The 24,383-nt window shown below is 54.0% G+C and carries 22 protein-coding genes and 2 pseudogenes; 2 read left to right on the top strand and 22 right to left on the bottom strand.

Annotated features, from left to right (window positions below; genetic code table 11):
- Positions 1 to 31: 31 nt before the first annotated feature.
- Positions 32 to 793: pseudogene (locus BUB69_RS29655) on the bottom strand (MCP four helix bundle domain-containing protein); the annotation flags it as partial.
- Between the two features lie 192 nt (positions 794 to 985).
- On the opposite strand from BUB69_RS29655, the gene BUB69_RS16335 reads away from it, so the two are divergent.
- Both BUB69_RS16335 and BUB69_RS16330 read left to right on the top strand, forming a co-directional pair.
- Entirely contained in the window at positions 986 to 1,540 is a 555-nt protein-coding gene (locus tag BUB69_RS16335) for a GNAT family N-acetyltransferase (protein WP_073168564.1), read from the top strand.
- Positions 1,541 to 1,545: 5 nt separating this feature from the next.
- Positions 1,546 to 2,490 (top strand): tyrosine-type recombinase/integrase, encoded by a 945-nt coding sequence (locus tag BUB69_RS16330; protein ID WP_073168561.1) that lies wholly within the window; start codon positions 1,546 to 1,548, stop codon positions 2,488 to 2,490.
- Positions 2,491 to 2,540: 50 nt separating this feature from the next.
- On the opposite strand, the gene pilM is transcribed toward BUB69_RS16330, so the two are convergent.
- The 21 genes and pseudogenes from pilM to BUB69_RS16225 all read right to left on the bottom strand — a co-directional run bounded on the left by pilM (position 2,541) and on the right by BUB69_RS16225 (position 24,381).
- Positions 2,541 to 2,981 carry a type IV pilus biogenesis protein PilM gene (gene pilM / locus BUB69_RS29650; RefSeq protein ID WP_073168559.1) on the bottom strand — a complete coding sequence of 147 codons (441 nt, stop codon included), beginning with the start codon at positions 2,979 to 2,981 and terminating at the stop codon, positions 2,541 to 2,543.
- Positions 2,982 to 3,072: 91 nt separating this feature from the next.
- Positions 3,073 to 4,359: a shufflon system plasmid conjugative transfer pilus tip adhesin PilV gene (gene pilV, locus BUB69_RS16320; RefSeq protein WP_084537111.1), complete on the bottom strand. Its 1,287-nt coding sequence runs from the start codon at positions 4,357 to 4,359 to the stop codon at positions 3,073 to 3,075.
- Positions 4,356 to 5,292, bottom strand: a pseudogene (locus tag BUB69_RS16315) (ATPase, T2SS/T4P/T4SS family). Before BUB69_RS16315 ends, pilV begins: the two are co-directional and overlap by 4 nt.
- Complete coding sequence (locus tag BUB69_RS16310; protein WP_073168554.1) at positions 5,293 to 5,805, bottom strand: type 4 pilus major pilin; 513 nt, start codon at positions 5,803 to 5,805, stop codon at positions 5,293 to 5,295. It lies immediately after the preceding pseudogene.
- 19 nt (positions 5,806 to 5,824) lie between these two features.
- Positions 5,825 to 6,952, bottom strand: coding sequence for a type II secretion system F family protein (locus BUB69_RS16305; protein WP_073168552.1), 1,128 nt, complete (start codon positions 6,950 to 6,952; stop codon positions 5,825 to 5,827).
- Positions 6,949 to 8,511 carry a GspE/PulE family protein gene (locus BUB69_RS16300; protein WP_073168549.1) on the bottom strand — a complete coding sequence of 521 codons (1,563 nt, stop codon included), beginning with the start codon at positions 8,509 to 8,511 and terminating at the stop codon, positions 6,949 to 6,951. Before BUB69_RS16300 ends, BUB69_RS16305 begins: the two co-directional genes overlap by 4 nt.
- A gap of 9 nt (positions 8,512 to 8,520) precedes the next feature.
- The gene (gene pilP / locus BUB69_RS16295; protein WP_073168547.1) at positions 8,521 to 9,003 is read right to left on the bottom strand and encodes a type IV pilus biogenesis protein PilP; all 483 of its coding nucleotides are present in this window, start codon (positions 9,001 to 9,003) and stop codon (positions 8,521 to 8,523) included.
- A complete protein-coding gene (gene pilO2 / locus BUB69_RS16290; protein ID WP_073168545.1) occupies positions 8,993 to 10,318 on the bottom strand; it encodes a type 4b pilus protein PilO2 in 1,326 nt (441 codons plus the stop codon). The genes pilP and pilO2 overlap by 11 nt, the downstream gene beginning before the upstream one ends.
- A 2-nt stretch (positions 10,319 to 10,320) precedes the next feature.
- Positions 10,321 to 12,141 (bottom strand): PilN family type IVB pilus formation outer membrane protein, encoded by a 1,821-nt coding sequence (gene pilN / locus BUB69_RS16285; RefSeq protein ID WP_073168543.1) that lies wholly within the window; start codon positions 12,139 to 12,141, stop codon positions 10,321 to 10,323.
- Entirely contained in the window at positions 12,138 to 13,256 is a 1,119-nt protein-coding gene (gene pilL2, locus BUB69_RS16280; protein ID WP_073168541.1) for a PFGI-1 class ICE element type IV pilus protein PilL2, read from the bottom strand. The genes pilN and pilL2 overlap by 4 nt, the downstream gene beginning before the upstream one ends.
- A gap of 186 nt (positions 13,257 to 13,442) precedes the next feature.
- On the bottom strand, positions 13,443 to 13,691 hold the full coding sequence (locus BUB69_RS16275; protein WP_073168539.1) for a hypothetical protein: 249 nt from the start codon (positions 13,689 to 13,691) through the stop codon (positions 13,443 to 13,445).
- 127 nt (positions 13,692 to 13,818) lie between these two features.
- A complete protein-coding gene (locus tag BUB69_RS16270; protein WP_073168537.1) occupies positions 13,819 to 15,771 on the bottom strand; it encodes a DEAD/DEAH box helicase in 1,953 nt (650 codons plus the stop codon).
- A gap of 2 nt (positions 15,772 to 15,773) precedes the next feature.
- Positions 15,774 to 17,681: a PcfJ domain-containing protein gene (locus BUB69_RS16265; RefSeq protein ID WP_073168535.1), complete on the bottom strand. Its 1,908-nt coding sequence runs from the start codon at positions 17,679 to 17,681 to the stop codon at positions 15,774 to 15,776.
- 106 nt (positions 17,682 to 17,787) lie between these two features.
- On the bottom strand, positions 17,788 to 17,988 hold the full coding sequence (locus BUB69_RS16260) for a CrpP family ICE-associated protein (RefSeq protein WP_073168533.1): 201 nt from the start codon (positions 17,986 to 17,988) through the stop codon (positions 17,788 to 17,790).
- A gap of 244 nt (positions 17,989 to 18,232) precedes the next feature.
- On the bottom strand, positions 18,233 to 18,691 hold the full coding sequence (locus tag BUB69_RS16250; RefSeq protein WP_073168529.1) for a single-stranded DNA-binding protein: 459 nt from the start codon (positions 18,689 to 18,691) through the stop codon (positions 18,233 to 18,235).
- A gap of 1 nt (position 18,692) precedes the next feature.
- Entirely contained in the window at positions 18,693 to 19,265 is a 573-nt protein-coding gene (locus tag BUB69_RS16245) for a DUF3158 family protein (protein WP_073168527.1), read from the bottom strand.
- On the bottom strand, positions 19,265 to 20,044 hold the full coding sequence (locus BUB69_RS16240) for a PFL_4669 family integrating conjugative element protein (RefSeq protein ID WP_073168525.1): 780 nt from the start codon (positions 20,042 to 20,044) through the stop codon (positions 19,265 to 19,267). Before BUB69_RS16240 ends, BUB69_RS16245 begins: the two co-directional genes overlap by 1 nt.
- Complete coding sequence (locus BUB69_RS28580) at positions 20,037 to 20,483, bottom strand: hypothetical protein (RefSeq protein WP_141121868.1); 447 nt, start codon at positions 20,481 to 20,483, stop codon at positions 20,037 to 20,039. The genes BUB69_RS16240 and BUB69_RS28580 overlap by 8 nt, the downstream gene beginning before the upstream one ends.
- On the bottom strand, positions 20,480 to 21,853 hold the full coding sequence (locus tag BUB69_RS16235; protein ID WP_084537110.1) for an STY4528 family pathogenicity island replication protein: 1,374 nt from the start codon (positions 21,851 to 21,853) through the stop codon (positions 20,480 to 20,482). Before BUB69_RS16235 ends, BUB69_RS28580 begins: the two co-directional genes overlap by 4 nt.
- Positions 21,853 to 22,590 carry a DUF2857 domain-containing protein gene (locus BUB69_RS16230; protein WP_017707827.1) on the bottom strand — a complete coding sequence of 246 codons (738 nt, stop codon included), beginning with the start codon at positions 22,588 to 22,590 and terminating at the stop codon, positions 21,853 to 21,855. The genes BUB69_RS16235 and BUB69_RS16230 overlap by 1 nt, the downstream gene beginning before the upstream one ends.
- A gap of 36 nt (positions 22,591 to 22,626) precedes the next feature.
- Positions 22,627 to 24,381 carry a ParB family protein gene (locus tag BUB69_RS16225; protein ID WP_073168521.1) on the bottom strand — a complete coding sequence of 585 codons (1,755 nt, stop codon included), beginning with the start codon at positions 24,379 to 24,381 and terminating at the stop codon, positions 22,627 to 22,629.
- Positions 24,382 to 24,383 lie beyond the last annotated feature (2 nt).

Below are 24,383 nucleotides of genomic sequence, written 5' to 3'. Positions count from 1 at the left end.
CGATCTGCATGATCGTGCTTCGAAGGTTCTGCTGCATCGTGGCCAACGCGCTCAAAAGCCTGCCTGCCTCGTCGGTACCGCTTACCTCAACCTCCTTCGTCAGATCGCTTGAGGCAATGCGTTCGGCGACGCTAAGGGCGCTCCCGATGGGCGACGTAATCGTTTTGGTTAGAAGAGTTGCCAAACAAAGAGTCAGGAGCGCGACGAAGATAATCAGGCCGATGACGATGTAAAGACCTGAATCATAAACTTGCGTCGCTTGAACACCGGCAAGCGCAGCGCCTTTGTTATTGAATTGTGTTAATTCCTCGACCTGAGTTTCCATTTGGTTCGTGAGGGGACGTATACCGGTAGCGACGAGTTTGACAATCGAAGCGGTGTCGCCTGCCTTCAACAAAGGTTCCAGCAGATCCAGTTGGCTTGCGTAATCGTCGTAGGACTTTTTCACGGCCAAGAACAACTGTCGCTCCTGGTCACTCGCAATGAGGGTCTCATAGTTATAGACCGCATCCTTCATGGCTTTCCGGTAGGCAGGAAATTTGACGATGGTCTGCTGAACGGTTTGAGGATCGGCAACGGCCCGCTGGGTCTCCAACCGGACGCGAAGGACGGTGGAGTTCATCATCGCGGTTTGCCGAATACTGGGTAGCCAATTCAGTTCGACATCCTTTTCCGTATCGCGAAGCTTGCCCATCTGCAGTATGGCGATGACGCCCAAGACCACGACCAGCAAAATGATGGCCGAAAAAAACAAGGTGGCGCGTGGAGCGAGGTTTATATTTCTGAGCCGCATAGGACTTCCCACTGCAAGATGGCCAGAGGCCTGGTCTTGAAGCTATCGGCTAGAAATCGTGAAGGATTATGGCTGTTCGTCAGCTCGTTGACACCACGTCCCCCGGCGGCGCATGCGTACCATTGTCGGTTATGGCCGTTACTTACCAATGTAAGAAATACGTTATCAACACTTTTAGCGCAGGATGACCATATGTCGTTTTTCGATCCGCTCCGCGATTTTTTCCATCGACGCCAAGCCAATTTTCTGAATGAGCGCGCTGCGCGCGTCCAGCTGGTGACCGAGCGCGCCGAATCGCTCCGTGGCAATTTCGTCTTCCCCGGAACTGATACCTTTGCCCGCATCGAGCGCGATGGCCAGCGTGTAGGTTCGATCAGTTATGGCATTAACCCGCTGGGTGATCGGGTCTACGTCAATGAGATCGATGTTGACCACAAACACGGCCGCCAAGGTATCGGCCTGGCCGCACTCTGGATCTTGTATCAGGCGCACCACGTGCCGATTGTGCCGCTGCATGAGGTTGGCACCTCGAAACCCTTTTGGAGAATCGCACGCCGCAGGTTTGCGGCAGCCGGTGCTGTGCTGGAAACAGATCTGCGCTGCAGTGAACTGCCACAGGCGCAGGAACGCTGGCAGCACCTAGTGCCCGAGCCTGAGCATCTGCGTTTGCAACGCGAGCTTATGGCGTCACCGGAGTGGCCGGCTATCAAGGCCCGTTGGGACAAGGAGTACGGCCCGTGCCAGTAGGATTGATGGCAATAGAGAACAGCGAACGTCGGCTGACCGCCCTGGAGTTCCAGCAGCTGGCCGCTGTGCCGGCAGCGGTCGAGTGGTTCGCCAATATCGACAACCCCCGTACGCGTCGGGCCTACCGCAATGACCTGCAGGACTTCTGCAGCTTTGTCGGCCTGGCCGGTGCCGAAGAGTTTCGCGCCGTGAACCGGGCGCACGTTTTAGCCTGGCGCGCCCAGCTGGAACAGCGCGGCCTGGCCGGCGCGACGATCCGGCGCAAACTGGCGGCACTGGCCAGCCTGTTCGATCACCTCCTGGAGAACAATGCGGTCGCCGGGGGCAATCCTGTGCACGGCGTGAAACGGCCTCGGGTTGAAAGCAACGAGGGCAAGACCCCTGCCCTGGGCGATGACCAGGCCAAGCGGCTGCTCGATGCACCGGACACGGATTCTCTAAAGGGGCTGCGCGACCGGGCGATTCTGGCGGTACTGCTTTACCACGGCCTGCGACGTGAGGAACTGAGCCTGTTGCAGACTGGTGACCTGCAGGAGCGCCGAGGCGTGAAGCATCTGCAGATCCACGGCAAGGGCGACAAGATCCGCTACTTGCCCCTTCACCCGGTGGCGGCTGAGCGCATTTATATGTACCTGGTGGGCGACGGCGAACGATCCCATACACCTGGGCCATTGTTCCGCTCGCTGCGCGGACGGACGTCGGGCACCAGGATCACGGCCAACGGGGTTTATGGAGTGGTCAACGAGTGGGCTGCAGCTGCGCAGATCCACGTTGCCGGGTTGGGTGTTCACGGCCTGCGGGCTACGGCGGCGACTAACGCACTTGAGCATGACGCAGACATTGCGAAGGTGCAGATCTGGCTGGGCCACGCAAACATCAGCACGACCCGGCTCTATGATCGGCGCGGCCAGCGGCCCGAGGACTCACCGACTTTCAAAGTGAAGTATTGAGCCCGGCAGCAATACGCCCTAGGTAAGCGTTAATGCAGGCATGGGGGTTTCTATTGAAAAGCTATCGCAGCACCGTTAGGTATCGCGGAGGGAACCACAATATCCGTTGCGCCTGCGGATGGGCTGATGAGTTTGCCCGCTTGAACATAGCCGACTGCCACTGATGATTCCGTTAGGCTAACCAGTTCGGCAACAAGTCCTTTGGGTGGACTCGCATAGTAGGTGAAGCTCGCGCCGGACAAAACGTAACCGTTGATTCTGGGAATGTGGAAATACCAATTCGGGAGAGCCAAAGCGGTTTCAGGGACCGGTCCAACTGCAGCTTTATGAGTGTAAGCATATTCAGCAAGCGCATTTCGGTACGTCAAAAGGCTTCGGGCGATTGAAGTAGTGTCTGCGTACTGAGAGCCTGTCTCTGCGCGTTCGCTGATGCGTTCTAGTACTGCAATACCGACGCTTAGTATTAGCAAGATGACCCAGTAAATAGGCATTTTTAAACCCCGCCGTTCAGAATTGTCCTAGAAGGATAGAAGTGTGTAGCCTCTAAGTTTTTACCAGTCCAATGGCCAGCGGCTATAGACGTTACGCTCTAGATATGCACCAGTACTCTATTCTTTCTGTTCTAATGTCGATGATTCCATTTATCGAGTCAGTGTAGTTAGTAACTTTCGCGAGTTGTGGGACTGGTATTGATCCGATAGGGCAAGTGCAGCCTGGCTGTGTGTTCGGTGTACCTGTGCGACAGCTTGATGTGGTAGTAGTCGGTTTTTGGGGAGCGATAAAAACCTGCACCACATTTTGAGTCGTATACGTCCCAACAAATTTTGCGTCAACAATGCATTCGCCGGACTGATAGGTGTCAGCAGATACCCCGATCCAACCTGAACTTGTGGGCGAAAAACCTCTTGGGCAATTACAATCTCCGGTTACTGGATTCGGCGCCGCACAGGATTTTGAGTTTAAGCTGATCATGAACGCACCTCCGAAAGCACCGCCGCGTGATGCCGTCCAAATAGTCGTCGTACCAATTTTCTGACATGACAGTAGGAGGCCTGACTCTGTCTTGCTTACAAGGCCAATTTTCTCGCAAGCTGTACCTTCTACTTCTTCACTTTGAAGATCAATATACTCTCCTACTTCGGTGCGATCGTCAGATTTCAGAGTGTCGCCTTTTATTTCTCCACTGCCTGTAATGTTGTTGGCATTAGTAACGTTGTTTGCCCCCATGTCCAGCCCGGTATTCATTCGGTTGAGCTCAGGCTTTCCAGCTATGAAATTCCGGTAAAGGTAGTCATTCGCCAAAGTTCCATCTAAAAGGAATAAGGCACTCGCTGTATGCCCCGCGCCGGGGTTAATACCGAAGTTTGTGAGGTTAACTTGCCAGCCACCTCGCGTGCCTTGTACTGTGGTGGGAGTCGCGACAGGAACAAAACCACCGGTGCCGCCTAGATTTTCAGCTATTTCTCGGGTTCCAATTTCGTCGATTGATTCACCGCCTGTAGTGATGACTATAGATTCGAGTTGAGTGCTGCCTGATTTTCGGGCCAACGCCAAGAACGTTTGGCCAAACGCGTTATTGTCTGAGAAACCCGCCGCGAGATAGCCGGCGTTTCTTAGCATCGGGACCGTGACTTGTACAGGCGCTGCATTCGCTGCATTTGAGACCGCAATGAAATTATCTTTCAAGTATCTGCTGGCTGCTTCAGCCACAGTTTGCTGCTGCTGCGCTGCGACTAGATAGCTCTGTGATGCCGACCAGTTTGAAGCAACGTTGATGCCGATAGCTGTCATAAGGCTGACCACGATCAGAGCAAATATCAGTTCGATAGATACGAAACCGCGCATTCTTGAATGAGTATGTCCAATCATCCCCAGAGACTCCTCTTCGATTGGTTTTCCACGTCTTGTTCGATCTGTTGGATGTGGCCAGATCGAATTTTTTCTCTGATGGCGGCCCCGTCGTTACCTGTTAGCACGAGGCTTTTAACTTTCAAGATTTTCTTGGACCCTATGCTTTCAAGACTTTGATGTACAACAGCCACAAGTCCCTTTGCGAGTATTTCTCGGGCATTGCTGATGTGAGGTTGAGCCAAAGACGCAAATCGCTCCAAGACATCGGGGATCGAGCCACTGTGCCCGGTAGTAATAATAAAGTTACCGTTGATTGATGCTCTCACAATCTGAGCGGCCGAAGCTATGTCACGTATTTCTCCGACATAGATCATGTCCGCTCCTGTTCGTAAGGCACGTATCAAACTTTCCTCGTAACCACCGTTCGCTCTGGATACTTGAACTTGGATGCATCTCCCCAATCCATGTACCCCCCCCTAGATTTGTTTCTTGGGGATCTTCGGCTGCGATGGCAATTCCGCCGTGCTGCTGTAGCCGCCCTACCAGCAGCGCTACTGCACTTGAGGTTTTACCAACACCCATGTCCCCGCAAAAAATAACCAGACCGCGCACAACCTCGTCCATGAGAGTTGAAAGCAGTTCCGTCGGGAAGCCCAGCTCCATGATATCCCTGATCTCGATACTGGATTTACGCAGCACAAAAACATTCTTTCCAAATGGATCTACAAACTGCGTTACTCTGAGCAGCACTCCATCCTCGATTAGTGAGAACTCAGGATCGTGATTGGCACTGAAATGTGAGAGACACCGCTCTCTTAAATGAACGACGTCCCTTTCCCAATCAATAGGTGTTGCGATTCTACGAGCTACCGCGCCATGAAGGCCTTTTACGTCGCTGTAATCTTCTCCAAGATAGAGATCGACAAAGTTGGCCCCAGTGACTGCGGTCATTCAGTTTGAAGTCCAGGCAACTGAGTTTGTATTGCCGTCTGTGCAGCTGGCAGCGGCTGTTGCCGAGTCAATCTCACCCGAGGAACTGGTACCCCCATTCAGCGAGGTCGAAACTTTCTGACCTCTTCCGATTTTCGTTGCCAAACTGACGCATGCATCTTGCGGCAATCCATTTTGAGTGATGACAAACGACATACCGGCTGATACAACTGAAACAGATCCGCTCCATGAGTTATAAAGCGTTCCGCCCGAATAGGTCATGTTAGGCAGGCCTTTAGCTGCTGCAAGCTGTGGCACAAGATTCGTGCCTGAAGCGCCATACCCAGAACTTCCTTTCAGCTTGTGGGTATTTGCTATCAGCATCCCTATGTTGGATTGCTCGTTGTTGACGTCGGAACTGCCAAGTAAACTTCCTCCGTTGTACATTGCATAGCCTACACCGACCGCAATGCATATCAGTACGAAGATCATCGACAAGTCGATGAAGCCGTATTGTGATGCTCTCGTTTTCATATTTGATGCCTCTGTAATGTCAGTGTGTAAAGGTGGTAGTGATGTTGGCCTGCATGCTGTAGGTGCCAACGAGTACAAGGACCATCAGCATTCCCATAGCTACAGACGACGCGATTAGGACACCGCGTGCGTAGAGCTCGACTTGCTTAAGCGAGTTGTCCAGCCACCGATTACTGAAGCGGTGAATGGATTCCGAGAAGCTCTTGCGAGTGGCCAATACGCAGAGAAAGTGAACGGCCATTTTGTCCGGGAAATTGTGTCCCGCGATCTTGAGCGCAACACCAAAGTTTTTACCCATGCTCACGCCATATCGAGCTGCAGCCAGGCGCTCACGCATCCAAGGTGTAGCGTTGAGAGCGAGAGCATCTAATGCGTCGATCTGCCCTATGTTTGATCTCAGCATTACTGCGATGTTGAGCAGAAAAGTTGAGCCGTGCATCGCCTTGTAAATGGACCAAGGTGGAAAACGCTCCAGATACACACGAAATGGGCCTCGGAAGTAGGGCAAAGTCACCACAGAAGCGACCACGAACGTCAGAAAGCTCAGCAGTGCTACCAGCCCCCAGTTATTCACAAAATTCGAAATCAGGTAGAGAAAATAAGGTGCGCCACTCCACGTTTCTGGGTTAGACATTCGAGCCATTGCCGGCACCATCTTGGTTGCGATGATGTGCAGCAAGTAGGCCATTAAGCCCCAAAGCAGCGCTGGATAAAGGGTGGTGGTCATAACCAGGGAAGTGATTCGCTGTCGTGCCTCAATGATGCGCACGCAGTCAAAGAACGCCTGCTCCAGACTCCCCGATTTCTCTCCTGCTTCGATGATCGAGGTTTCCTGTGGCGGCATCCAGGATCTGCAGGAGAAGGCAAAGCTCTTACCATTACGCACGCTGAGCAGCATTCCCGTGCACGCAAGATCGATCGGATGGTTGGACGATCTGAAGGTTTTGTGCTTACCCGTGGATTCTTCCTTTTTCTCACGGTCACCGTAGATCGATCCGACCTCGTCGAGTGCAATATCTATGGCAACGCCATTTTCCAGAAGAGCAACCATGCTCTCGTAGAACTGTATGCGCTCTTTGCCGCCAAACTGTGTTGAATACCATGCCTCGGACAGCGATGACCAAGCATCGAAACATCTCGAGATCATGGCTGCTGCTCCAACACAAATCGATCAAAGTCCAGCGGGCCGATGATCGTTTCCGCCATGCGGGGGTCAATCATACCGTCGTTTATTTTCATCAGAGCGTGAGCTGTCTTGGTGATGCCTCCCATCTCGTTGACCCAGTAATTGCGTGCTTCTCCGGCTCCATGTTCACGGAAAATCCGCATGAATTTCTGGGTAGGGACCAGCACCTCTCCAACCGCGGTCCTATCGGTAACGCCCAAACCTCGACAATCAGCGCAACCTGCTCCATGAAGGTAAACACCCGAGATATGCGTCATTGTTAAGAGGCGCGCTTTGAGGTCATCGTCCAGTTCCTGAAGATGATCCCGTGCCCGGACACGACAACCCTTGCACAGCACCGGGAGCAAGGACTGATTGATGATGCCGGCCATTAGCGCTGGGTCTGTTACCAGGCTTTGATCGACACCCATGTCCTGTAAACGTTGCAGCGACCCTACAGCGTTGTTTGTATGAAGCGTACTTTTCACGAGGTGACCGGTCATTCCTCCCCGAAACGCGGCCTGAGCAGATGCTAGATCGCGAATTTCTCCGTACATCAGCACGTCCGGATCGAGCCGCATGCTGTTAGTAATCGCGCTGTCCCATGTCTCCTCATTGCCCTTCGGCGATTGGTTCGCCATCAACGGATATTCCGGAGGATCCTCCACAGTGAGAATGTGCTTGGTCCCTTTCGATTCTGTTGCTATCAGGTTGATCAGAATCTGCAAAGATTTGGACTTGCCTGACCCGGTGGGGCCTGTTACCAGAACTACGCCGTAGGGCAGGCTGTAGAGTCGCTTCATGAGCCGGATTTGCTCTGGCAGAAACCCGAGCTCCTGCAGTGACTGCTTCTTTTTGTCGTCCGATAGGAGACGCAACACCATCAATGGGCCTTCGACCAAAGGCCTTGTCGCAACGCGGGCGCCAAACAACCCTAGCTGGTCGACATATGTGCGGCTCACACGAGCATCTTGGGGGATCGCCGGTTGGTAGTGTTCCTTCTGCACATCACACATTGTGTTGTACAAGGCTGAGCAATACTCAATACCTATGGACGTTGGGATCTGGGCGAACTCACTCAATAATCCGTGCTCACGAAACAGGATATGGGTGATCTCATGGCCAACAACGAAGTGAACATCGCTGACGTCCCGTTGGTGAGCTTGGCCCAATATCTTGATAACCGCCTGTTGTCGCTGGGTGTTGCTCATTTTTCCGCTGGGCGAGTCGTCGGCACTTGAATGAGCCTGGTACATCGCCTTTATGTCGCTCATGGTGACTTTATGGACCGTGAATTCCATTCCGGAACGCTCAAGCCTATCCATCAGCGCCATAACATAGTGATCATTCAGGTGCTGTGACGAAACGTAGAGCTGTCCTGAAGCAGTCAGAGCGCAAAGCTGTCTGAGCTCAGCGCTGAGTTCCCAAGTGTTACCAGGGCTTGTCAGAAGACGCTCATACTCTCGGGAGTCGATCGCCGGAAGGTCTAGCGCGTCTTCGGTTGATGCTGGTTCCACACGCGTAAAAGCGATGCTATTCATCTGGAGTTCTCAATGCTGTGGAGCGCGGCTGGAAAACCCTAATGGGTACATTTTTCCCGCGCGTGTGAGCACCACTCCATCCAGGCTGATTTTTGCAAGTTTGTAACCACCCGGAAGTTCAGCCCCTAATGTGTTGGCCTCAATCTCGAAACCTCCGCTGTAAAGCAATGTCGCTTGTGGCGCACGAGTAGATCCCGAAACCATCGTGACGACGGGAAGAGGCTGGTCCGCGACACCAGCGTCGGCAGAGGAACGAGCAGCTTCGGGGGGATACGGCGGTACCGTTTGAACAGCAGTTGTTGTCACGTCACCGTTTAGCGAGCGTTCAGCCTTTGCCTTCTCAGCTCGAGCCTGAAGCAAGATCGTTTCGCTCTGAACCTCTGAGAGAACGCCGATATTTATGGGTGTGGATGGGCTTAGTTCGGCTGCGAGGCAGGCGCTCGTGTAGCCGACCAGAGCAACGAGCAATGAGAGTGTCGATCTACTTTGCATACAGGTCCCCTGTCACTGTCCAGGTCAATTTTTTGTTGCGCATGCTGGTTTTGATCTCCCGCACACGTAGGCCCGTATCTGGCACCCCTCGCAAAGCAACTGCAGGTGGCAGCGAGCTGTCGTAGCTGAATTCGAAGTGTTTCCAGTCCGGTACGAGGGGGGGCACGATTGTGGATTGGCCTGGCAGTGGAGCTGGCTGAGGTAAAACGTCCACTACTTCCTTGAACGTAGGGGCCAGACTTTGTGCATGTAGCCAAGACGTCAGGCGCGAAAATGCCTCTTCGGCGCTTGATAACTCTTCGTCACCCGCAAGCTTTAGATGGAGGCCTAGTCTTATGGACGCGTTGTTTCGATCAGCGCTGAACAGAGGTGAGTCTATGAGGTAGCCTCTGGTTGCCTCTAGGAATCCATCCGTTGTGCTGTTGCCAGTGCGCATGAATGACGCGGAGATCAGTTCACCGTTGCATTCGGCGCTGATGAAGATCCAGCCAGCGATGCTCGGTGGAAGCCAGTCGATTGAGCTATTGCAGCCTTCGATAAAGTCAATCGCAGTGGGGCGCTTTGCCCAAGGGTGCTCGAGGGCCTGTATCGTTTGTGTCTGATTGGTTCTTTGACTGAGTTCCTCAAGTTCTGCCTGGCGTTGTTTCTCAGCGGCGATGTTCGCTTCCAGGATCAGCCTGTTCTTGTAAGCTTTCCACTGCTGCCAGCTCAGAGTCAGGCATACCAGGACCGCGCAAAGTGCAGCCAAGCGCATCAACTCATGGGTAGAAAGACCGAATGCCAAAGGCCGCAGCTGATACTCGCGTCTTAGATTAGCGGGGGAAAGCAGTACGTCGATGTCGAGCGGCACCGCATCTTTATCAAACTCAGCCGGGAGGTATGATTTTTCGAAGTTGATTGACCTGCTGAGCAGCTGTCTTACCTTGCGCTGAATCTCATCAGCAGTCCCGACAAGGTCATAGCCAGGTATGACAGCGCCTTCGTAGACTGCAACCAATGCATACCGATCCTCATCCGTCGTGAGCCTCCAAGCGGCGAACCATGATGAGCCCAACTGCCCGGCCAAAGTGGCAGCTAGTGAGTACATGCCTTTGACGGCTCCGGCGCTGCGAGCCACAAAACCTGCTTGAATAATTGATTGGGTATGACGGATGGCGACAATGTCCATCTTTTCCTGACGACCAAACTGCCGTGCTTCGCGCATGTACCCGTTCAGGCTGCCTAATGGGTGCCAGAACAGGCCGGTCACGAATGTCTTGCCGTGGTAGCTCAGTATCTGTACAGACTTGTCTGCAGAGGTGGAGGCGTTGGCCATGACTATGCAGCCCACTCATCAGAGCCGATATTTGAGCGGGCTACCTGATCAAAATATGAATTCTTTGTTGCTTGTCCCAGTAGGATCGGAGTGATCAAAACCACCAGGACAGTATGCGTTGATGTCCGGATCTGGCTGCCGCCGAACCCCCAAAAACCAGGGTTTCCAGCACCTTGTTTCAGAGCGTTTTCGCTCATCTCATCAAAGCCTGAGAGTATGAGTGTTTGCCCGCTGCGCAGCTTCACTTTAGGGCTCAAACTCTTGGCATCGTACTCTGGTACCTGCACGCTTGAGCCATTGCTGGTGAACGTTTGAAGATCGGGTTTTGAGCTCATGTTGATATCGATCTTCACCAGCATTTCGTTTTCATTCATGACCCGAGGCAACAGAGTCATATTGAAGCCGGATGTGATGGTTGCGGGCGATTGAGAGGTGCTGGAGCCGACCTGTGATGTGTTGGTTGTCGACGTCGACGCGATGTAGCCTTTCACATTACCGATCTGAATCGGTGCCGGCTGTAAATTGAGTGTGGTGACGGAAGGTGATCGTACATTCGATACACGACCTTGCTCAGCAAGTGCTTGGATGATCACGTTAGATCCGGCGAATGCTGAGTTCGCAGTGTCCACGATACCAATGGACCCCGAGATTGCATTTGAGCTTATGCCAGCAACGTTATTTGACAGAGACAAGCCCCACTTGTTGGAGAGGGACTTGTAGACTGCAGCCCAGTTGAGCCCCAACTGATCCTGATCCGTCAAAGTGACTTCAAACACTTTGACGTTGAACAGGACCTGCTGTGTGATCGAGTTATTGGTTGTGTTCAGAAAGTCATCTATACGGGCCAGTACCTCAGGCCTGTCCGTGACGGTGAGCGTTCCGGTTGATGGCGACAAGAACATCCGGCCAGCTGGAGACGTACTGAGCATGGACCCAACACTTTTGGCGATGTCATTAAGGATCGCCGACTCCAGCGTACTTTTGGTGCTTTGATTGCTGCCTGAATCGCCCGACACGCCCGAGCCCGAGCCTGAAGTACCCGAGGTTCCACCGCTTGAACCGCTGCTTGATCCTGACCCGACACCAGCAGATGTGTTCATACCCGAGCGTACGGTGCTCTCGATGGTTTGTTTGTCGCCAAAAGCATAAACGTCAAAGCTCCGAGTTTCGAAGTAGTTGACCCGTATGACGCGCTCTGTATGGTTGTACGACCAAGACAACCCAAGTCGGGATGTTGCCAGATCCAGAAGCCCTGATGCCTTGCCACTGTACTTGATGCCGTTGATCAGGCTGGAGATCGTAGAGGCGGAGAAGTCGTTACCCCGCGTATAACCCATGGCAGTCAAAGGCATACCGCCGACCACACCTGCAGGCAACAACCCTGAAAGACTTTCTGGGTTAGATGTTGCTGTGGTCGTCGCGTTTCCTGAAGCACTGGGCGCGGATCCGCCGACAGAGAGCGATCCTGGGTTCAGAGCGTCCGGGGAAACGATGACATTTACACCACACTCCTTCGTTATGTACTGAGCTATGTCGTTGATGCCGACGCTTGAGGTGGGCCGATAAATGAGTTCGCAATCGGCCGAAATCGGTAGTCCGCGTTTAGCCACGATGGGTTTTGTTGACACCCAAGGCTTATCGCTAAATACCACAGTGTCACGAGGCGATGGTTGAAGCTGATTTCGGGAAACCGCTGCATAGCCAGATGCTTGTTCAGCCACCTCATCTGCTCGCTTTGCAGACTCGCTGATGCGTTGCATGGAACAGCTGGAGATCAACAAGAGAGCCAGCGACAACCCTCCGAATTTCAGGAGTGGTGTCATTTTTTTTCCCTCTCGGAGATATGAAGAATGCGCTGCGCGACGTTCCCGTTGACTGTGAATGGGCGTCTTGCGCTGTCGTATAGGGGGAATATTTGGGTGATGGCTTCTACAAAGCTGCCACGGAACTGCAAGGCCGCCTCAATTGGGTAGTCCAGGTCAGCAGGCGCCCAAATCAGCTGCCAGTTCGCTTTTTTTGCCCAGCCTTCCACAGTCTGGCGCAAGGTGCTGCCCACTGGAGCATCCCAGTTTTCCTGGAGTGCAGGGGCAGGTAGGGGGCCAGGCTCAGGCGGAGTACGCCCAGTATTGGAAACGGTCGCAGCTCGCGGTACCGGCGTGGGAGCAGCGGTTTTCGCCGCCACCGCTGCAGCGGGCGCAGGATTTTGCTGTGTAGGGGAGCCTTCCTTGGCTGGGGTGCTGATGGTTGCTTTTGGCTGCAGGTTGCTCTTTACACCAGTCGCTAGATTTGGATCAGTTGCGGGTGCCAGGTCCTTCGTGAATGGCGCAGCTGCCGCTGGTGCTGTGACCACAGTCACGGCGCTTGAGGTCTTGGCAGAAGGAAGTGCACCAGTACTCGACGGTACTGAAGTTGGAGCTAGCAATGCGGGCTTCGGGACATCCGGCGGTTTGTAGCCTGGCCTCAGTGCAAAACAAACACCGCGCGTCACCTCATTGACCTTAACCTGCCATGCTGGACCTGCAAGCACCTGCAGAGTGTTGCGCAGACTCATAGGGCCGAGCTTGTACTGTGCTGCTGGGAGGGGCCGAGTGAATAGGATATTTACATGCTCAGTGCTCGGAGGACACAAGGTATAGCCCGAGCGGCTTACGACGTAGTGCATCGCATCTTGAACAGAGGGATGCATGTTGGCAGGAATACTGACATCTATGATTTGCGCCATTAGGTCACGCTGCTCGAGTTCTGGAGCAGTGTTCACCAGGGCGTATCTTCCGTACCGAACCGTCGGTTCCCGGCTGGAGGTTGTTGAATACAGATCAGGCGAAAGCAGTTCTGCACTCTGGCTGCCGTCATAAGCTGGTCCATCCGTTTTTTCCGCAACAGACGTACATCCGGCGAACAGCGCGAGAATGGAAAGTGTGGAGAGCTGCCTGATCATGTGTGCCTTGACCCCATTTCTTGATGGTGGTCAAGTTGCCAGCGCTCTTAAGGCAAAGCACGGCTAAACCCTTAACGGATCGGTTCAGGTTATCGGGCTGGGGAAATTTGAAGGTAGGGCAGTAAAGGCTGCCCTCTCAATCAATCAGTTGATCAGAGCTTGGCGCTGATGATCGATGGGCGCGTTTCAGTCGGAATTTGCCTTGGTCCGAATCATCATAATCACAAGCTGGCAAACCACATTGACACCGATGGCAAAAATTATGAAGGGTGCAAAGTCTTCAGCTAGGCGGTGCTGGTCGAAATTGGGGTCCATGTATGCGGACATCAGCGAAAGCACGACATAACAAACGATGAGCATTATCCCGCAGCGACTGCCAATTTTTGAGATTTTCGACAATATTAGGGTGATGTTTGAATGAGTTGATTCCAGCATGTGCAGCTCCCTTGGCAAACATATAGATATAAGGCTGATGGGCAGTTCGACCCACGACAATTGGAATAATAATAGCGGCTTTGTCACTTGCTGTGTTGCGACTACGGCTCTGTACTCTGGGGCTCAGTCAAAGAGTCTCTGCAAGTGCCTTTTTGCTTGCCTCTTCAGCTTCCGGGTCGATCAGATCGCTTGCCAGGGCACGCTTGTCCATGAGCATCTGCCACAGCTGCTGATCGATGGTGTCCTCTGCTAACGGAATTTTGACGACGACCATGCGCAGTTGCCCGTTGCGATAGGCCCGATCCTCAGCTTGATCCTGCAACCCTGGTGTCCATGGCAGCCCGAGGAAAAAGACATAGTTGGCCGCTGTGAGGTTGTAACCTGTGCCTGCAGCCGACCGTGTCCCGATAAACACCCTGCAGTCCGGATCCTGCTGGAAAGCATCAATCGCCTTCTGCCTCCTCTTGGGTGAGTCACTCCCCACCAACGTAACGCACCCGATTCCCATCTTGAGGCAGTGTTCACGCAACGTGGCCACGGACTCCTGATACTCGCAGAAGAGGATCACCTTGTCGTCCACGTCCAGTTCGGCCATCAGGTCCGCCACGATCCGGACTTTCACTCGCTCAAGTAGTTGACGCAGTCCACCCAGCCTTGCGAATCGATGCTGATCGCTGCGCATGATCTGGTTGTACTCATCACGCTCAATCTTGCTCAGCACCACTGGAACAGTCTGCCGCTGTTTGCCTTTCAGGTTGGGCAGTACGTCCTTGCGGCGGCGAAGCATCCAGTCAGATATTTCATCTCGAAGCGTCTTGCGAAACTCAGGACTGCCGGCGAATCGCTCACAGAACTCATTGAGGGGCAGTTGACCGATCGGATGGCCAGAAAGCCTGAGGAGTGTGTGCAGCTCTGCCTCTCGGTTGAGCACAGGTGTACCCGTCAACAGGTAGCGGTTCTGTACCTGGGCCGCGATATCGAAACCATGGCGTGTCCACGCAGCAGTGGGCTCTTTGAGTCGGTGAGCCTCGTCAATGACCATCACCGCGAAACAGCTCGCGTGCATGACAAAATCACCCAGGCGTTCGTAGTTAACGATGATCCAATCTGCATTCGCATCAAAGGTTTGCATGGCGATCTGAGCCTGGGGAAACACCATTAATATCTCGCGTTGCCAGTTGATGATCAGGCTGTTGAGCACAATCACCAGAACCGGTTTGCCTCGGGCACGTATACCAGCGGCAATTACCGCCTGGCGAGTTTTGCCAAGACCCATGTCGTCGGCGAGCAGTGCGCTCGTGCGATGCAGCAGATGTCTAATACCTGCTGGCTGATGATCCATCAGCGAGAATTCTTCCAGAGCCTTATTGATCTCTACGTTCGTAAGCTCAGTGGTTTTGATAGAGGGAACAGAGGCGAGGTAGATGCCTGAGTCAGAAACTTCCTCCTCGGTCTTTGTCGACTCAGGAGAGTAACCGCCCAGACTAATGCTGGTGACCTCACGTACCGGCGAAACTGAGCCGTCAGCGAGCAGCTCTTGAAGGGTATCCAGAATCTCAAACTGATCCTCGGCCAAACCCAGTTCCAGAATCAGGTTGCTACGCACCAACTCTGCTGTGCCTGTCACCCGCCATGCTTTGGCTGCCGAGAGGAATATCCCACGCATGCGCTTGGCGATGGCTACCGCACCAGGATGAAAATCCCCCGACAGGATCACGCCGCCTTCTGCTAACGGTGCGAGTCGGAACTTCATCCCCCAGGAGAACGCATCACGGTGAGTATCTGACTGGGCAGCGGTAATTCTGTCCCTGAATGCTTGCCAGCTTTCGATATGTTTGCCATCTGCGAGCTCGGCCAGTTCGCTATAGAGCACGTCCAAGTCATCGAGCAACTTGGCCTTGGGCACACGCCAGAACTGATTCAGTGGGTGATCAGATCGGCGTATGAAAAAACCGCCTCGGCGTAACAACAGCTTGTTGGCACCTTCGAGATAACTCAGGGAAAGCCCGAAGTCGTAGCCATCGTAAATAGCTTTTCGCAGTAGGACAGGGCGCTTGTTCATCAGTCTTGGCATTGCCACGGTCAGAGCCCCCTTTCCATGTAATGCTCAACCCAGCTGGTGACCTGTTCCCCAAATCGTATGTTGAAGATAGAGTTCGCGTCAGCGTAGCGCGACATTTTCAACGCTCTGTTTGGCCATTCCAGGTTTACTGGAATATGACCGCCCCGGACAGCCGCAATGAACCATTCAAATGTCTTCATCTCAGATGACGTGTCGGCCGGAGTTCTGTTTCGGTGCCCTCTGATTTGAGCGACCTGGAGATGCTTGAGCGTCCATTCACCTGTAGCACTTACATCCCGAGACTGCCCGAGAATGAGTTCTACCGATGCTAGGGGTTGTCCATCAGAGCGGATCGACAGAAGTCGGCAATCGCCTAAGAACGCGCGGTAGTCGTACGAGTCGATGCAGTGCCCCATAGACTGATGTTCGCGGTCCAGGTCATCAGGGCAGTTCAGCTCGACAATCTGCAGACCGGTCGCTTCACAGGTGATAGGAGCAATATTAAGCAGCAAGCCTGGCCAGGTTGTGAAGGAATCTGAAGGTTCGGGCGGGATATCTCGCTCCAGGTTTGCTCTGATATCAATGAGTGCAGCATGAAAGGCATCTACGAAATTGGATAGTTGCCTGAACGTCAACGACCCCACGAAAGTGTGGAGGCGCGCTCTAATGCTTGCTGACTGTCGGCTGCCAATTCTATCCAGATTGTCGAACAGCTCTCTCAGATCTACCAACTTGGCAATGATCTCCGTCCATGCAGGATCTGCCCAGTCAGTGGGGCATCCTTTCAAAAAGTTGTTCATGTCACGCAACGATATGAGCAATTGCCACGGTATCGAAGAACGTATCGAGTAAAACGATCGCCACTCGGACCTGGTATTCGGGCGGCGATTGCCCAGCCGCGCTCCGGCTATCAAATCGTGCCAGCCGCCTTCAAGACCTTCGAAATTCAAGCGGCTAAGTGCGCTACTCGTGTCGTACACCCTTTGCTGACCAAGGTGGCGAATCGCCGCTAACGGCGCAGAGAAAAGCCATGCAAACACTTTATTCAAAGGTAACCCATGGTCAGCGGTTCGCCCCACGAACTCGGCCCCGTCCAGCATGAAGTCGTCATCCCATAAGACGCATACCTCTTGCAAGTCGGCCCAAGGGCACAGCTGAGGCACGCCCGTAGCCATCAACGGCCAAGGAACGTCCTGCCCAATCACCAACACAGGCACTAACACCGGCTGTGCTTTCAATGCTTGAAGTCGCCGGTTGCTATCACCACTGGCTAGCCAGTTGTAGAGCTGTGCGGAAGGGCATTGCACTGATCGAACAGCGTGCAATAGCCGCTGGTCCAAGTGCTGCCAGAACAGTTTTAAGGATCCGCCCATGTTGGAGATATAGAACTGATTTCGCGGTCCAAAAAATCGCCTGTTTGCTCCTTCCTGAGAGGGCTCATGGCCATACGGTCGGTACACTTTACTGCCCAGACTGGCTAGTGATTCAGCTGCTGCTAGGGCACGAGCTCGTTTGGTAAATGTAGTGAGCAGAGCGAGACTGCTACCCGATGTTTGTCTTTCGAAAAAGCGGTTAGCCAGTTGTAAAGCTGCTTTTGATGTCGGTGGCTTGAGAGGAACTCGATCGTTGGGCTTAAAAGCTATTGCCCAAATTTGACGCCCGTCGAAGTACTGAAGTTGGCTGCCGAATCGCGCCAGTGCTTTACGCGCTCCAGAACCTTCACCCTCACCATCCCCGAGAGCAACGAACCAACATCTGGTTGATGAGGTGAATTTCAGGTAGTCGAGCATGAATCTGTCGCGGTAGTCGTGCAGCACCTTGAAGTGGTCCGCCCAGGTTTGCGCGACGGCACGATGCCGGGCTGAAAACGTATTAAGTTTGAGAAGAATAGGAGAGCGCGACGTGTCGCAGTTGGCCTCGGCTGTCATGAATCAAAGAGCTCAGAGTGACTTAGCGCAGAACTGTCCTAGACATGATCTGCGCTCGCCATGAGTAACCGTAAACGTCGAGTGGATGGGTTTATCTCTTTGAAAGTCAGAAATCGAAGCTCTGCTGTTGCTCCTGGGCAAAACCCTTTAGCCACGATGAGCGCATTGCAGGGTGTCGGTAGGGGCATTCGTGGACGGGGATGCTATTACGCGCTGCTTCAGCCCCGGCGCGCATCACGGCCTGGTGAGGGTTGTTGCAGCGTCGCCGATCCGAAGTCTCGTGTATCGCAGTAGGGGCTGCTCTCACAACTGAGGATTCCCGAGGAGTGGATTTAATACATCCAAGGCTTCACGAACGAGCCGATTTTTTCAAACTGCAGGGTGTATGACAGTCGCAAGCTCCGCAGCTTCTTGCTGATGCACGCAAAGGACGTTTTTGCTGCCTTGAGCGAGAAGTCAGAAGGAGCTCCGTGCTGGTGAAGAACGACGCTGATCAGATTCGTTTCCACCAGCAGCCTCACGCAGAGGGCGCAATTTTTTGGATGAACGTCCTACACAGGAATATCGTCGTCGAAATCCGGTGGAGCATCGTTGTTGTTCTGTGCCCGCGGGGTCGGCTGCGTCCGAGTCGCCTGTTGAGGTTGGGACTGGGTCAAGTGCACAGCGTCAATCCTTGCGGGAAGGATCGCCACGCGTGTAGCCTGCACCTTCAACGCCGAAAAGTCCTCCCCATCCTTGGTCCAGGTATCCATGACCGCCCGGCCTTGTATCAGTACCCTCATACCCTTCTGATAAATGTTGGCATAGTGCTCTGCTTCTTTGTGCCAGAGCTCGACATTGGCCCAGAATCCTCCCCGGTCCTCATAGCCTGTCCCATCGGTTTTCGGAATCGAGTTGTCGAAGTAAACGTTCAGCCGTAGCAAGCGGCGTGGATCCTTGTTGCCGTTGGCGAACTCTTTGAATTCTGGAGCAGAGCCGATATTGCCTTCCCAATCTACTGATGTGCCCATGTTAGGACTCCTTCTGGGTGTGTGGGGTAGTGCCGCTGGATTGTGAGATCTGTTGCAGCCGTCCTGTGTAAACGGCATCTGATTGGGCCATCTTCTCGGCGCACTCGGCGGCCTGTCGGCCGATGGTATGGACCAGACTTATTTGCATGTTCAAAGCAACGCGCTGCTGTTCCATGGAGTGCAGGTCTTGGAGCAGCGATTCTGGAGTACGGGGGTCCGTCAACAAATTGGACCAGACGTTGACGCCCATCTGCCGCGTCCCCATTTCTTGCCAGCGAAGAAACACTGTGCCAGCGCTTGTGCGTTGTCGAACCATCCGAACAGGCAAGAGGGTGTATGGATGCCGGTTTGCCTGGGCCAGCACTTGATCCTCTGCCAGTGCATTCAAATCACCTTCAAGGGAACGGCAAAGCTCGGCCAACTGGAGCATCCCCCCCTTACCTTTAAAAGGTTTTAAAAGGCCTTTTAGGAAGGGCGCATGTTGCAGTCCTGCGAAGGCATCCTGTTGTAGGGGCTGGAAGGCACCGTGTTGCAGGGTGTGACCTCCCGGGACCGAGTGCGTCGTATTGAGCATCACTCTTCAGACTCTGTACGCGGCAGTGGTGCTGCAGGAGCCTTGTCCATCGAGATGAAATCCTCTCCCTCGTCCTGATCGTCCTCGTTGAAAGTCGAGGCGGGACCTGTGCTCAGCGCTGGGGCGAACTTGGATTTGCGCGTACCTTCAAGGATGTCCTGTGGGATCTCACCGAAAGGTGCGTACATCTCGCGTGCAAGCTCAGAGCGGGCATTTTTCGCTGCGAAGTCGCCTCTGCTTGCGCCTGAGAATTTGTAGCGCTGACTCAGGCCGAACAGACGGCGCAGAATGGCAGCGCCTTCATCCAGCCATTGCCCTTTTGCATGGTTGTCGATCAAACCGACGTGACTCGCCAAGAGGATACGTCGTACCAGCTCGTCGTAAGCGGTCAGCAGGTACACGGCTTTGAAAGCCAAGGGTGTGGAGAGAAAGAGGGGCAGGGTGACCGGCTGGACTGAAAGGTTCTGGCCTATGGATAGCATCGCGGGTAACGAGGCCATTACCTCGTCCAGCCTGTTGTCGATGTCCTTCATCTCCTGCTCGGAGCTTTCGATCTTTTCTTCTATAAGAAGGAGAAACCAGTCTGAATATGGATCATCCTGCTCGCACCCGCGCTTTATGCGATTGAGGATGTTTGCAAACCCGCTCAGGCCGATCATGCCCGGTTTGCCCTCGGTGCGTTGACGACCGAACCACAGACGTGATGCGTGGTGAGTGTGCAGGGTCAAGTTTACACTGGAACGCAACGAACCGATGTTGAGCTGAAAGTTGTCAGCCATGCTGAGCGCTTCCTTTATAAGAAGAAATTGAATAGGCGCGGCAAGACTGCCCCCGCCCGTAAGGTGTGGTCAGTAACAAACCGTTTCTTGGACGGATTGGTTTTTTGGCGGCGGGCGCGCTCGCGAGGGTTGTCATCGATGAATCATCTAGAACACTGCCCGCAGTGATGCAGCGGGCATCCCCCAGCTTTGGTGCCAGAGTGATTCCAGTGGAATCAGTCCTGATGGTGTACAAGGCGAGCTTCGTCTCACTACCCAGAACGGAATGATGGGTGATTCCACTGGAATCACCCCGGTTGGTGTCGGAAGCGCTGCCGGTCGTGTCACCTAGAGCGTGGCAAAAAGTGATTCCACTGGAATCACCTTCCACGATGACCAGCGTGTCGTCCGAGCCAACAAAGGCATAGCTACCAAGACGATCAGCCGTTGACGCGTTCAACCCTGAGTCCTCGGCCGAACTAGCTTCTTGATGTCCAACATCGAGCTCCGTCCTGTTTCAAGAGACGACTCGTCACGAGTGCGGGGGGAGGGGCTCGTGACCGGCTGGGTTTGGGCGTTCACGGAAGAAGCTGAAGTTGGCTGGGATGACTTATGCGTACCAACACCCAGGGTATTGGAATTTTTGGGGGCGGCGGCGGGTGCCTGCCATTGTGCGTTGAAGTCACCGCTGAACGCTTTTTGGATGCAGCTCAGCAAATACCCAAACGGGTTGTTCACGGTTCCACTTTTACAACGATGTTGCCATTGGTCAATTACAGGTTTGCGCAAATCCGGTTCGACACGCTGCAAAAGTGTGGCTGCCTTGATGCGTTGCTCTTGTGTGAATCGCTCAAACCCGAGAGGCAATTCTTCCGCTCCCGGCACAGGGTCGTGCGGTACAGAGCGTTTACATACAGATGTATTTGTATTCGTATACGTACTGTATGAGTTCGGAATCCGAACTGTGCTGAATGAGGCGGATTTCAGACTGAGTTCGGATTCCGAACTCAGGGTGTCGGAATCCGCTTTTGGTGGATTTTCACCGAGTTCGGAATCCGAACTCGGTGAAAGTGGATCGCTGCTCGACGGGGTTCGGATTCCGAACTCAGCCTCGGGGCGCGACTGGTCGATGGGATGAGGCCCATCATGCCAACCCTGCTTACGCCATCTGTTCTCGATGACATCCAGTCGAGTTGGCATCACCCCCGTTGAGTGATTGGGGTCGGCGGCAAACTCTTTAAACGTCATGTCCGCCACAGACCTGACGGTTTTGTTGGCGTGCTCCAAGGCTTGTCCTATGAGCAACATGTAGTCGCGATCTAGCTCCATCGCTTCAACGCAGCCGACGGGCTCGTCATGCAGGATGTATACGTTGCCCTGTACCCTACCGCTCATTGAGTCCCGTACTCTTCGTCCAAGACTGAGCCAGCGCGTAAGACGCAGAACCGTCAGCGCCTTGGCAACAGTTTCTCTCGACGCTGACTTACCTGGTACAGAGCCTAGGTACGGGCGCAACTGTTCATAAGTCGGAAAAGCAGTGATGCCATCAGAGTTGATCAGCAGCCTAAATACTTGCCAGGCGTTGCGCTCAAGTGGGGAAAGCCGATCATCAAGCAGCAGGGCACGCGGGACCGTCTCATGTGGGTTACCACTAAAGACGATCCCGTCATATGCCTCTTCGGTGCCTGGTTCAGCGACCGTTTTCTTGTTGTCTGAGCCCGCGCTCTGCTCTAGAGCCAACTTCATTTGCTGGAGCAGCAGATGATTTTGCAGCGCGCCGGCGGCTGCGTTGATTGCTCCCCCCAATGAGGGGCGCCGGTTGGATCTCATCACATCCGATCGCCTTCTACCTTGCCTACCGGTTTACCCGTTTGACTGTGAGTCGATGCTCTGCGGCTAGCGTTGGCTTTCGACTGTTGACGAGAGTCCCCTAGTAGTACGAGGCTGGAGGCCTTGCGTTGTTGGCCAGTGGGGTAAAGGTCCTGAGCCAACCAGCTTTGAATCTTGTTCCACACAAGTCCCAAGGTGATAGGATCTGATGGCTGACTTTGTGGCTCCTCGGGAGGAATGTTGACCTCCTCAGTCAGCATCATCGCGATATCAAGCAAAGCCACCCCGTCGGTGTGATCGACGTGGTACTCATCCATCAGTTGGACGAATCGGTGCCATAATGGAGCGTCATCCGGTATGTCCCGGAATCGCCCTGGACGGCCCGGAACACCTACCAGCACTCGTTGAAGGGACACTTCTTGCGGGGACATCCCGAAGAACTCTTGAAGCATGGGCGTGGTCGCCCCCAGTCGAAGCGCACGCTGAACGATGCGATTTTCTTCATCCGTGCGCTCCTTGTTTGAAAGCAAGCGCTTGACCATGTCCGGATCGACGGCCACGCGGCACCAAGTCACCGCAGAATTCAGCAGGACGCTTTGAGAGGAAGGGTGCTGGAGCATGACCAATATCTCCGGATCCAGACCCATATCGATGCAGCGCCTAAATTCTCCGTTGCGCAGGTGATGCAGGATCTGAGCAACCATGGCTTCGTTGAGGGGGTTATGTTTTTTCGACATGACCAAACTCCTGTCTCACAACGTCGGAAAAAAGCCTCATGAGATCTGAACCTCTCTCACGCTCCTCAGCTCAAGTTCAACCAGTCGGCGGCCGAGTCGAATAAGTCGGAAAAGCTTCACGATGCAGGCATCGTCCATGCGTCCCTCAAGCACTGCGTCACGATCTTCATACCTGGGGCTACCGAGCAGCAGTTGGCCCAGCGCAGCAGTGAACTGGAATTCTGAAACATCCAGAGGCTGTTCCGGGGTCTCTTTGGTCAAGGCGATTGCGTACACGCCGCTGATGGATTGCAAAAGGGTCAACGCGTGATTGGCGAGATCTGTCAACTCAGCGTCCTGAGGAGGTTCTTGGCAAATGAACCCGAGACCTCCGGGTACATCAATAACGCTGTCTGGACCGATGCCCGACAGATACGCAATTTCCCGAGCCAGTTGTGCTATGACCGGCCGCAGTTCATGCGGCTCATCGATCACTCGCTCGATGTACCAGACGTCAGAGATAGGGTGTAACCCACCGGCCTGGACAGGAATCGAGATCAGCGCATTCGCATTGAAGTCAGGTAGGTTTTCTCCATCGAGCGCGGCCAGCTGCCGCTTCATATCGATCACTCGATCGCTTGTTGCGACCGGAGTTACGACGTGACCAGCGAGCCTCGCAGCGAGTTCTTCTTCCGAAAGGAAAACATCTTCACCCTGAGGCTTTGTGTCCGTTTTGATGTTTCTCGGGCGTGTTGAACCATTGAGGACTTCGGATTTTGGGGCAGGACCTGTGGACGACGGCTGCAGGGGAGGGGCGGTCGATTTACCTGCGTCCTCATCACCATTGGGATCCGGGAGATTTGGTTGGATAGGTTGAGCCGGGGAGAGGTTAACCGGAGATTCGATCACGGCAGAGCGCCGTGCCTGATTTTGATTTTCGCTGAGCGTTAGCAGGATCTGCTCGTAGGTGAGCCCAGTGCCAGTCTGCATGTGGCTGATCAGTTCGTCCTGAACTCGTTCATATACAAATTCACTGGCATCACCATCAAAAAGGGACAATACGTCTTGAAATAAACCTTCGAAGTCCGGTATGTGCTCCTTGCCCTCGGTGTGGGTGGACCATGTCTGACCACCAGCTTTTCGAAGTGACAGCAACCGCTCTATCTGAGGTTTTCCTAACCCTGAGTACAGGGCGGCCGGTATCACCGGAAGAAGGCAGCGGACGGTTTCCTGCATTTTGCTGATGTGCGACTGTGAGACTGGATAGCCATCTTCACGCAGCCTGCGCACCAACTCTCTTTGTGATATCTGTTCGCCGGCTTCTGCTTCATAGATGGCGCGGGCATTCTCGATGCCCACTGCACGTTCAATGAACATCAGAGCGCCACGCAGATCGTTTTCAGCGAGGTGGCCTGTGAGTGCGATAATTTCCCCGCGTCCACTATCCCAAGGACGAAATAACACATTGTGCCGATAGAAGCGGTCTTCCCCGGTCTCGGTATACAGCTCGCGAAGAATGGCTAGCCGTGTGTTGCCGCCGTTCCGGATTGTGTATTTCGTGTCTCCTGGGCGACGAGTGACGGACGGGGGCTGATCAAGGCCCCGTTGGCGAATCGACTCCTTTATCTCTTGGTACTTGGCATTGGTTACGGTGCGAGGGTTGTTCGCGTAAGCCGTCATATCATCCAGTGTCAGGACCATGGGTGTGTCCCCAACTGGATCGGGGAGGCGGTCCACGGTAGGGCCAGACCGGCTGAAAGAACCGGTTAACAACTTGCTGGATATCTCTTCCGCAGTGAGTTTGCTCGCCATGT

Origin of the sequence: Pseudomonas asturiensis, assembly GCF_900143095.1 — a bacterium.
GTDB classification, from domain to species: Bacteria; Pseudomonadota; Gammaproteobacteria; order Pseudomonadales; family Pseudomonadaceae; genus Aquipseudomonas; species Aquipseudomonas asturiensis.
This window is presented reverse-complemented; position numbering and strand designations above follow the sequence as displayed.

Coding starts and splice junctions, on each gene's coding strand:
- BUB69_RS16230 (WP_017707827.1), bottom strand. CDS start 22,590: ATGTCGAAAAAACATAACCCCCTCAACGAAGCCATGGTTGCTCAGATC.
- BUB69_RS16245 (WP_073168527.1), bottom strand. CDS start 19,265: ATGCTCAATACGACGCACTCGGTCCCGGGAGGTCACACCCTGCAACAC.
- BUB69_RS16275 (WP_073168539.1), bottom strand. CDS start 13,691: ATGCTGGAATCAACTCATTCAAACATCACCCTAATATTGTCGAAAATC.
- pilV (WP_084537111.1), bottom strand. CDS start 4,359: ATGATTGGACATACTCATTCAAGAATGCGCGGTTTCGTATCTATCGAA.
- BUB69_RS16240 (WP_073168525.1), bottom strand. CDS start 20,044: ATGGCTGACAACTTTCAGCTCAACATCGGTTCGTTGCGTTCCAGTGTA.
- BUB69_RS16250 (WP_073168529.1), bottom strand. CDS start 18,691: ATGGGCACATCAGTAGATTGGGAAGGCAATATCGGCTCTGCTCCAGAA.
- BUB69_RS16300 (WP_073168549.1), bottom strand. CDS start 8,511: ATGAATAGCATCGCTTTTACGCGTGTGGAACCAGCATCAACCGAAGAC.
- BUB69_RS16265 (WP_073168535.1), bottom strand. CDS start 17,681: ATGACAGCCGAGGCCAACTGCGACACGTCGCGCTCTCCTATTCTTCTC.
- BUB69_RS16330 (WP_073168561.1), top strand. CDS start 1,546: ATGGCAATAGAGAACAGCGAACGTCGGCTGACCGCCCTGGAGTTCCAG.
- pilM (WP_073168559.1), bottom strand. CDS start 2,981: ATGCCTATTTACTGGGTCATCTTGCTAATACTAAGCGTCGGTATTGCA.
- pilL2 (WP_073168541.1), bottom strand. CDS start 13,256: ATGATCAGGCAGCTCTCCACACTTTCCATTCTCGCGCTGTTCGCCGGA.
- pilP (WP_073168547.1), bottom strand. CDS start 9,003: ATGCAAAGTAGATCGACACTCTCATTGCTCGTTGCTCTGGTCGGCTAC.
- BUB69_RS16305 (WP_073168552.1), bottom strand. CDS start 6,952: ATGATCTCGAGATGTTTCGATGCTTGGTCATCGCTGTCCGAGGCATGG.
- pilN (WP_073168543.1), bottom strand. CDS start 12,141: ATGACACCACTCCTGAAATTCGGAGGGTTGTCGCTGGCTCTCTTGTTG.
- BUB69_RS16235 (WP_084537110.1), bottom strand. CDS start 21,853: ATGAGATCCAACCGGCGCCCCTCATTGGGGGGAGCAATCAACGCAGCC.
- BUB69_RS16310 (WP_073168554.1), bottom strand. CDS start 5,805: ATGAAAACGAGAGCATCACAATACGGCTTCATCGACTTGTCGATGATC.
- pilO2 (WP_073168545.1), bottom strand. CDS start 10,318: ATGGCCAACGCCTCCACCTCTGCAGACAAGTCTGTACAGATACTGAGC.
- BUB69_RS16335 (WP_073168564.1), top strand. CDS start 986: ATGTCGTTTTTCGATCCGCTCCGCGATTTTTTCCATCGACGCCAAGCC.
- BUB69_RS16225 (WP_073168521.1), bottom strand. CDS start 24,381: ATGGCGAGCAAACTCACTGCGGAAGAGATATCCAGCAAGTTGTTAACC.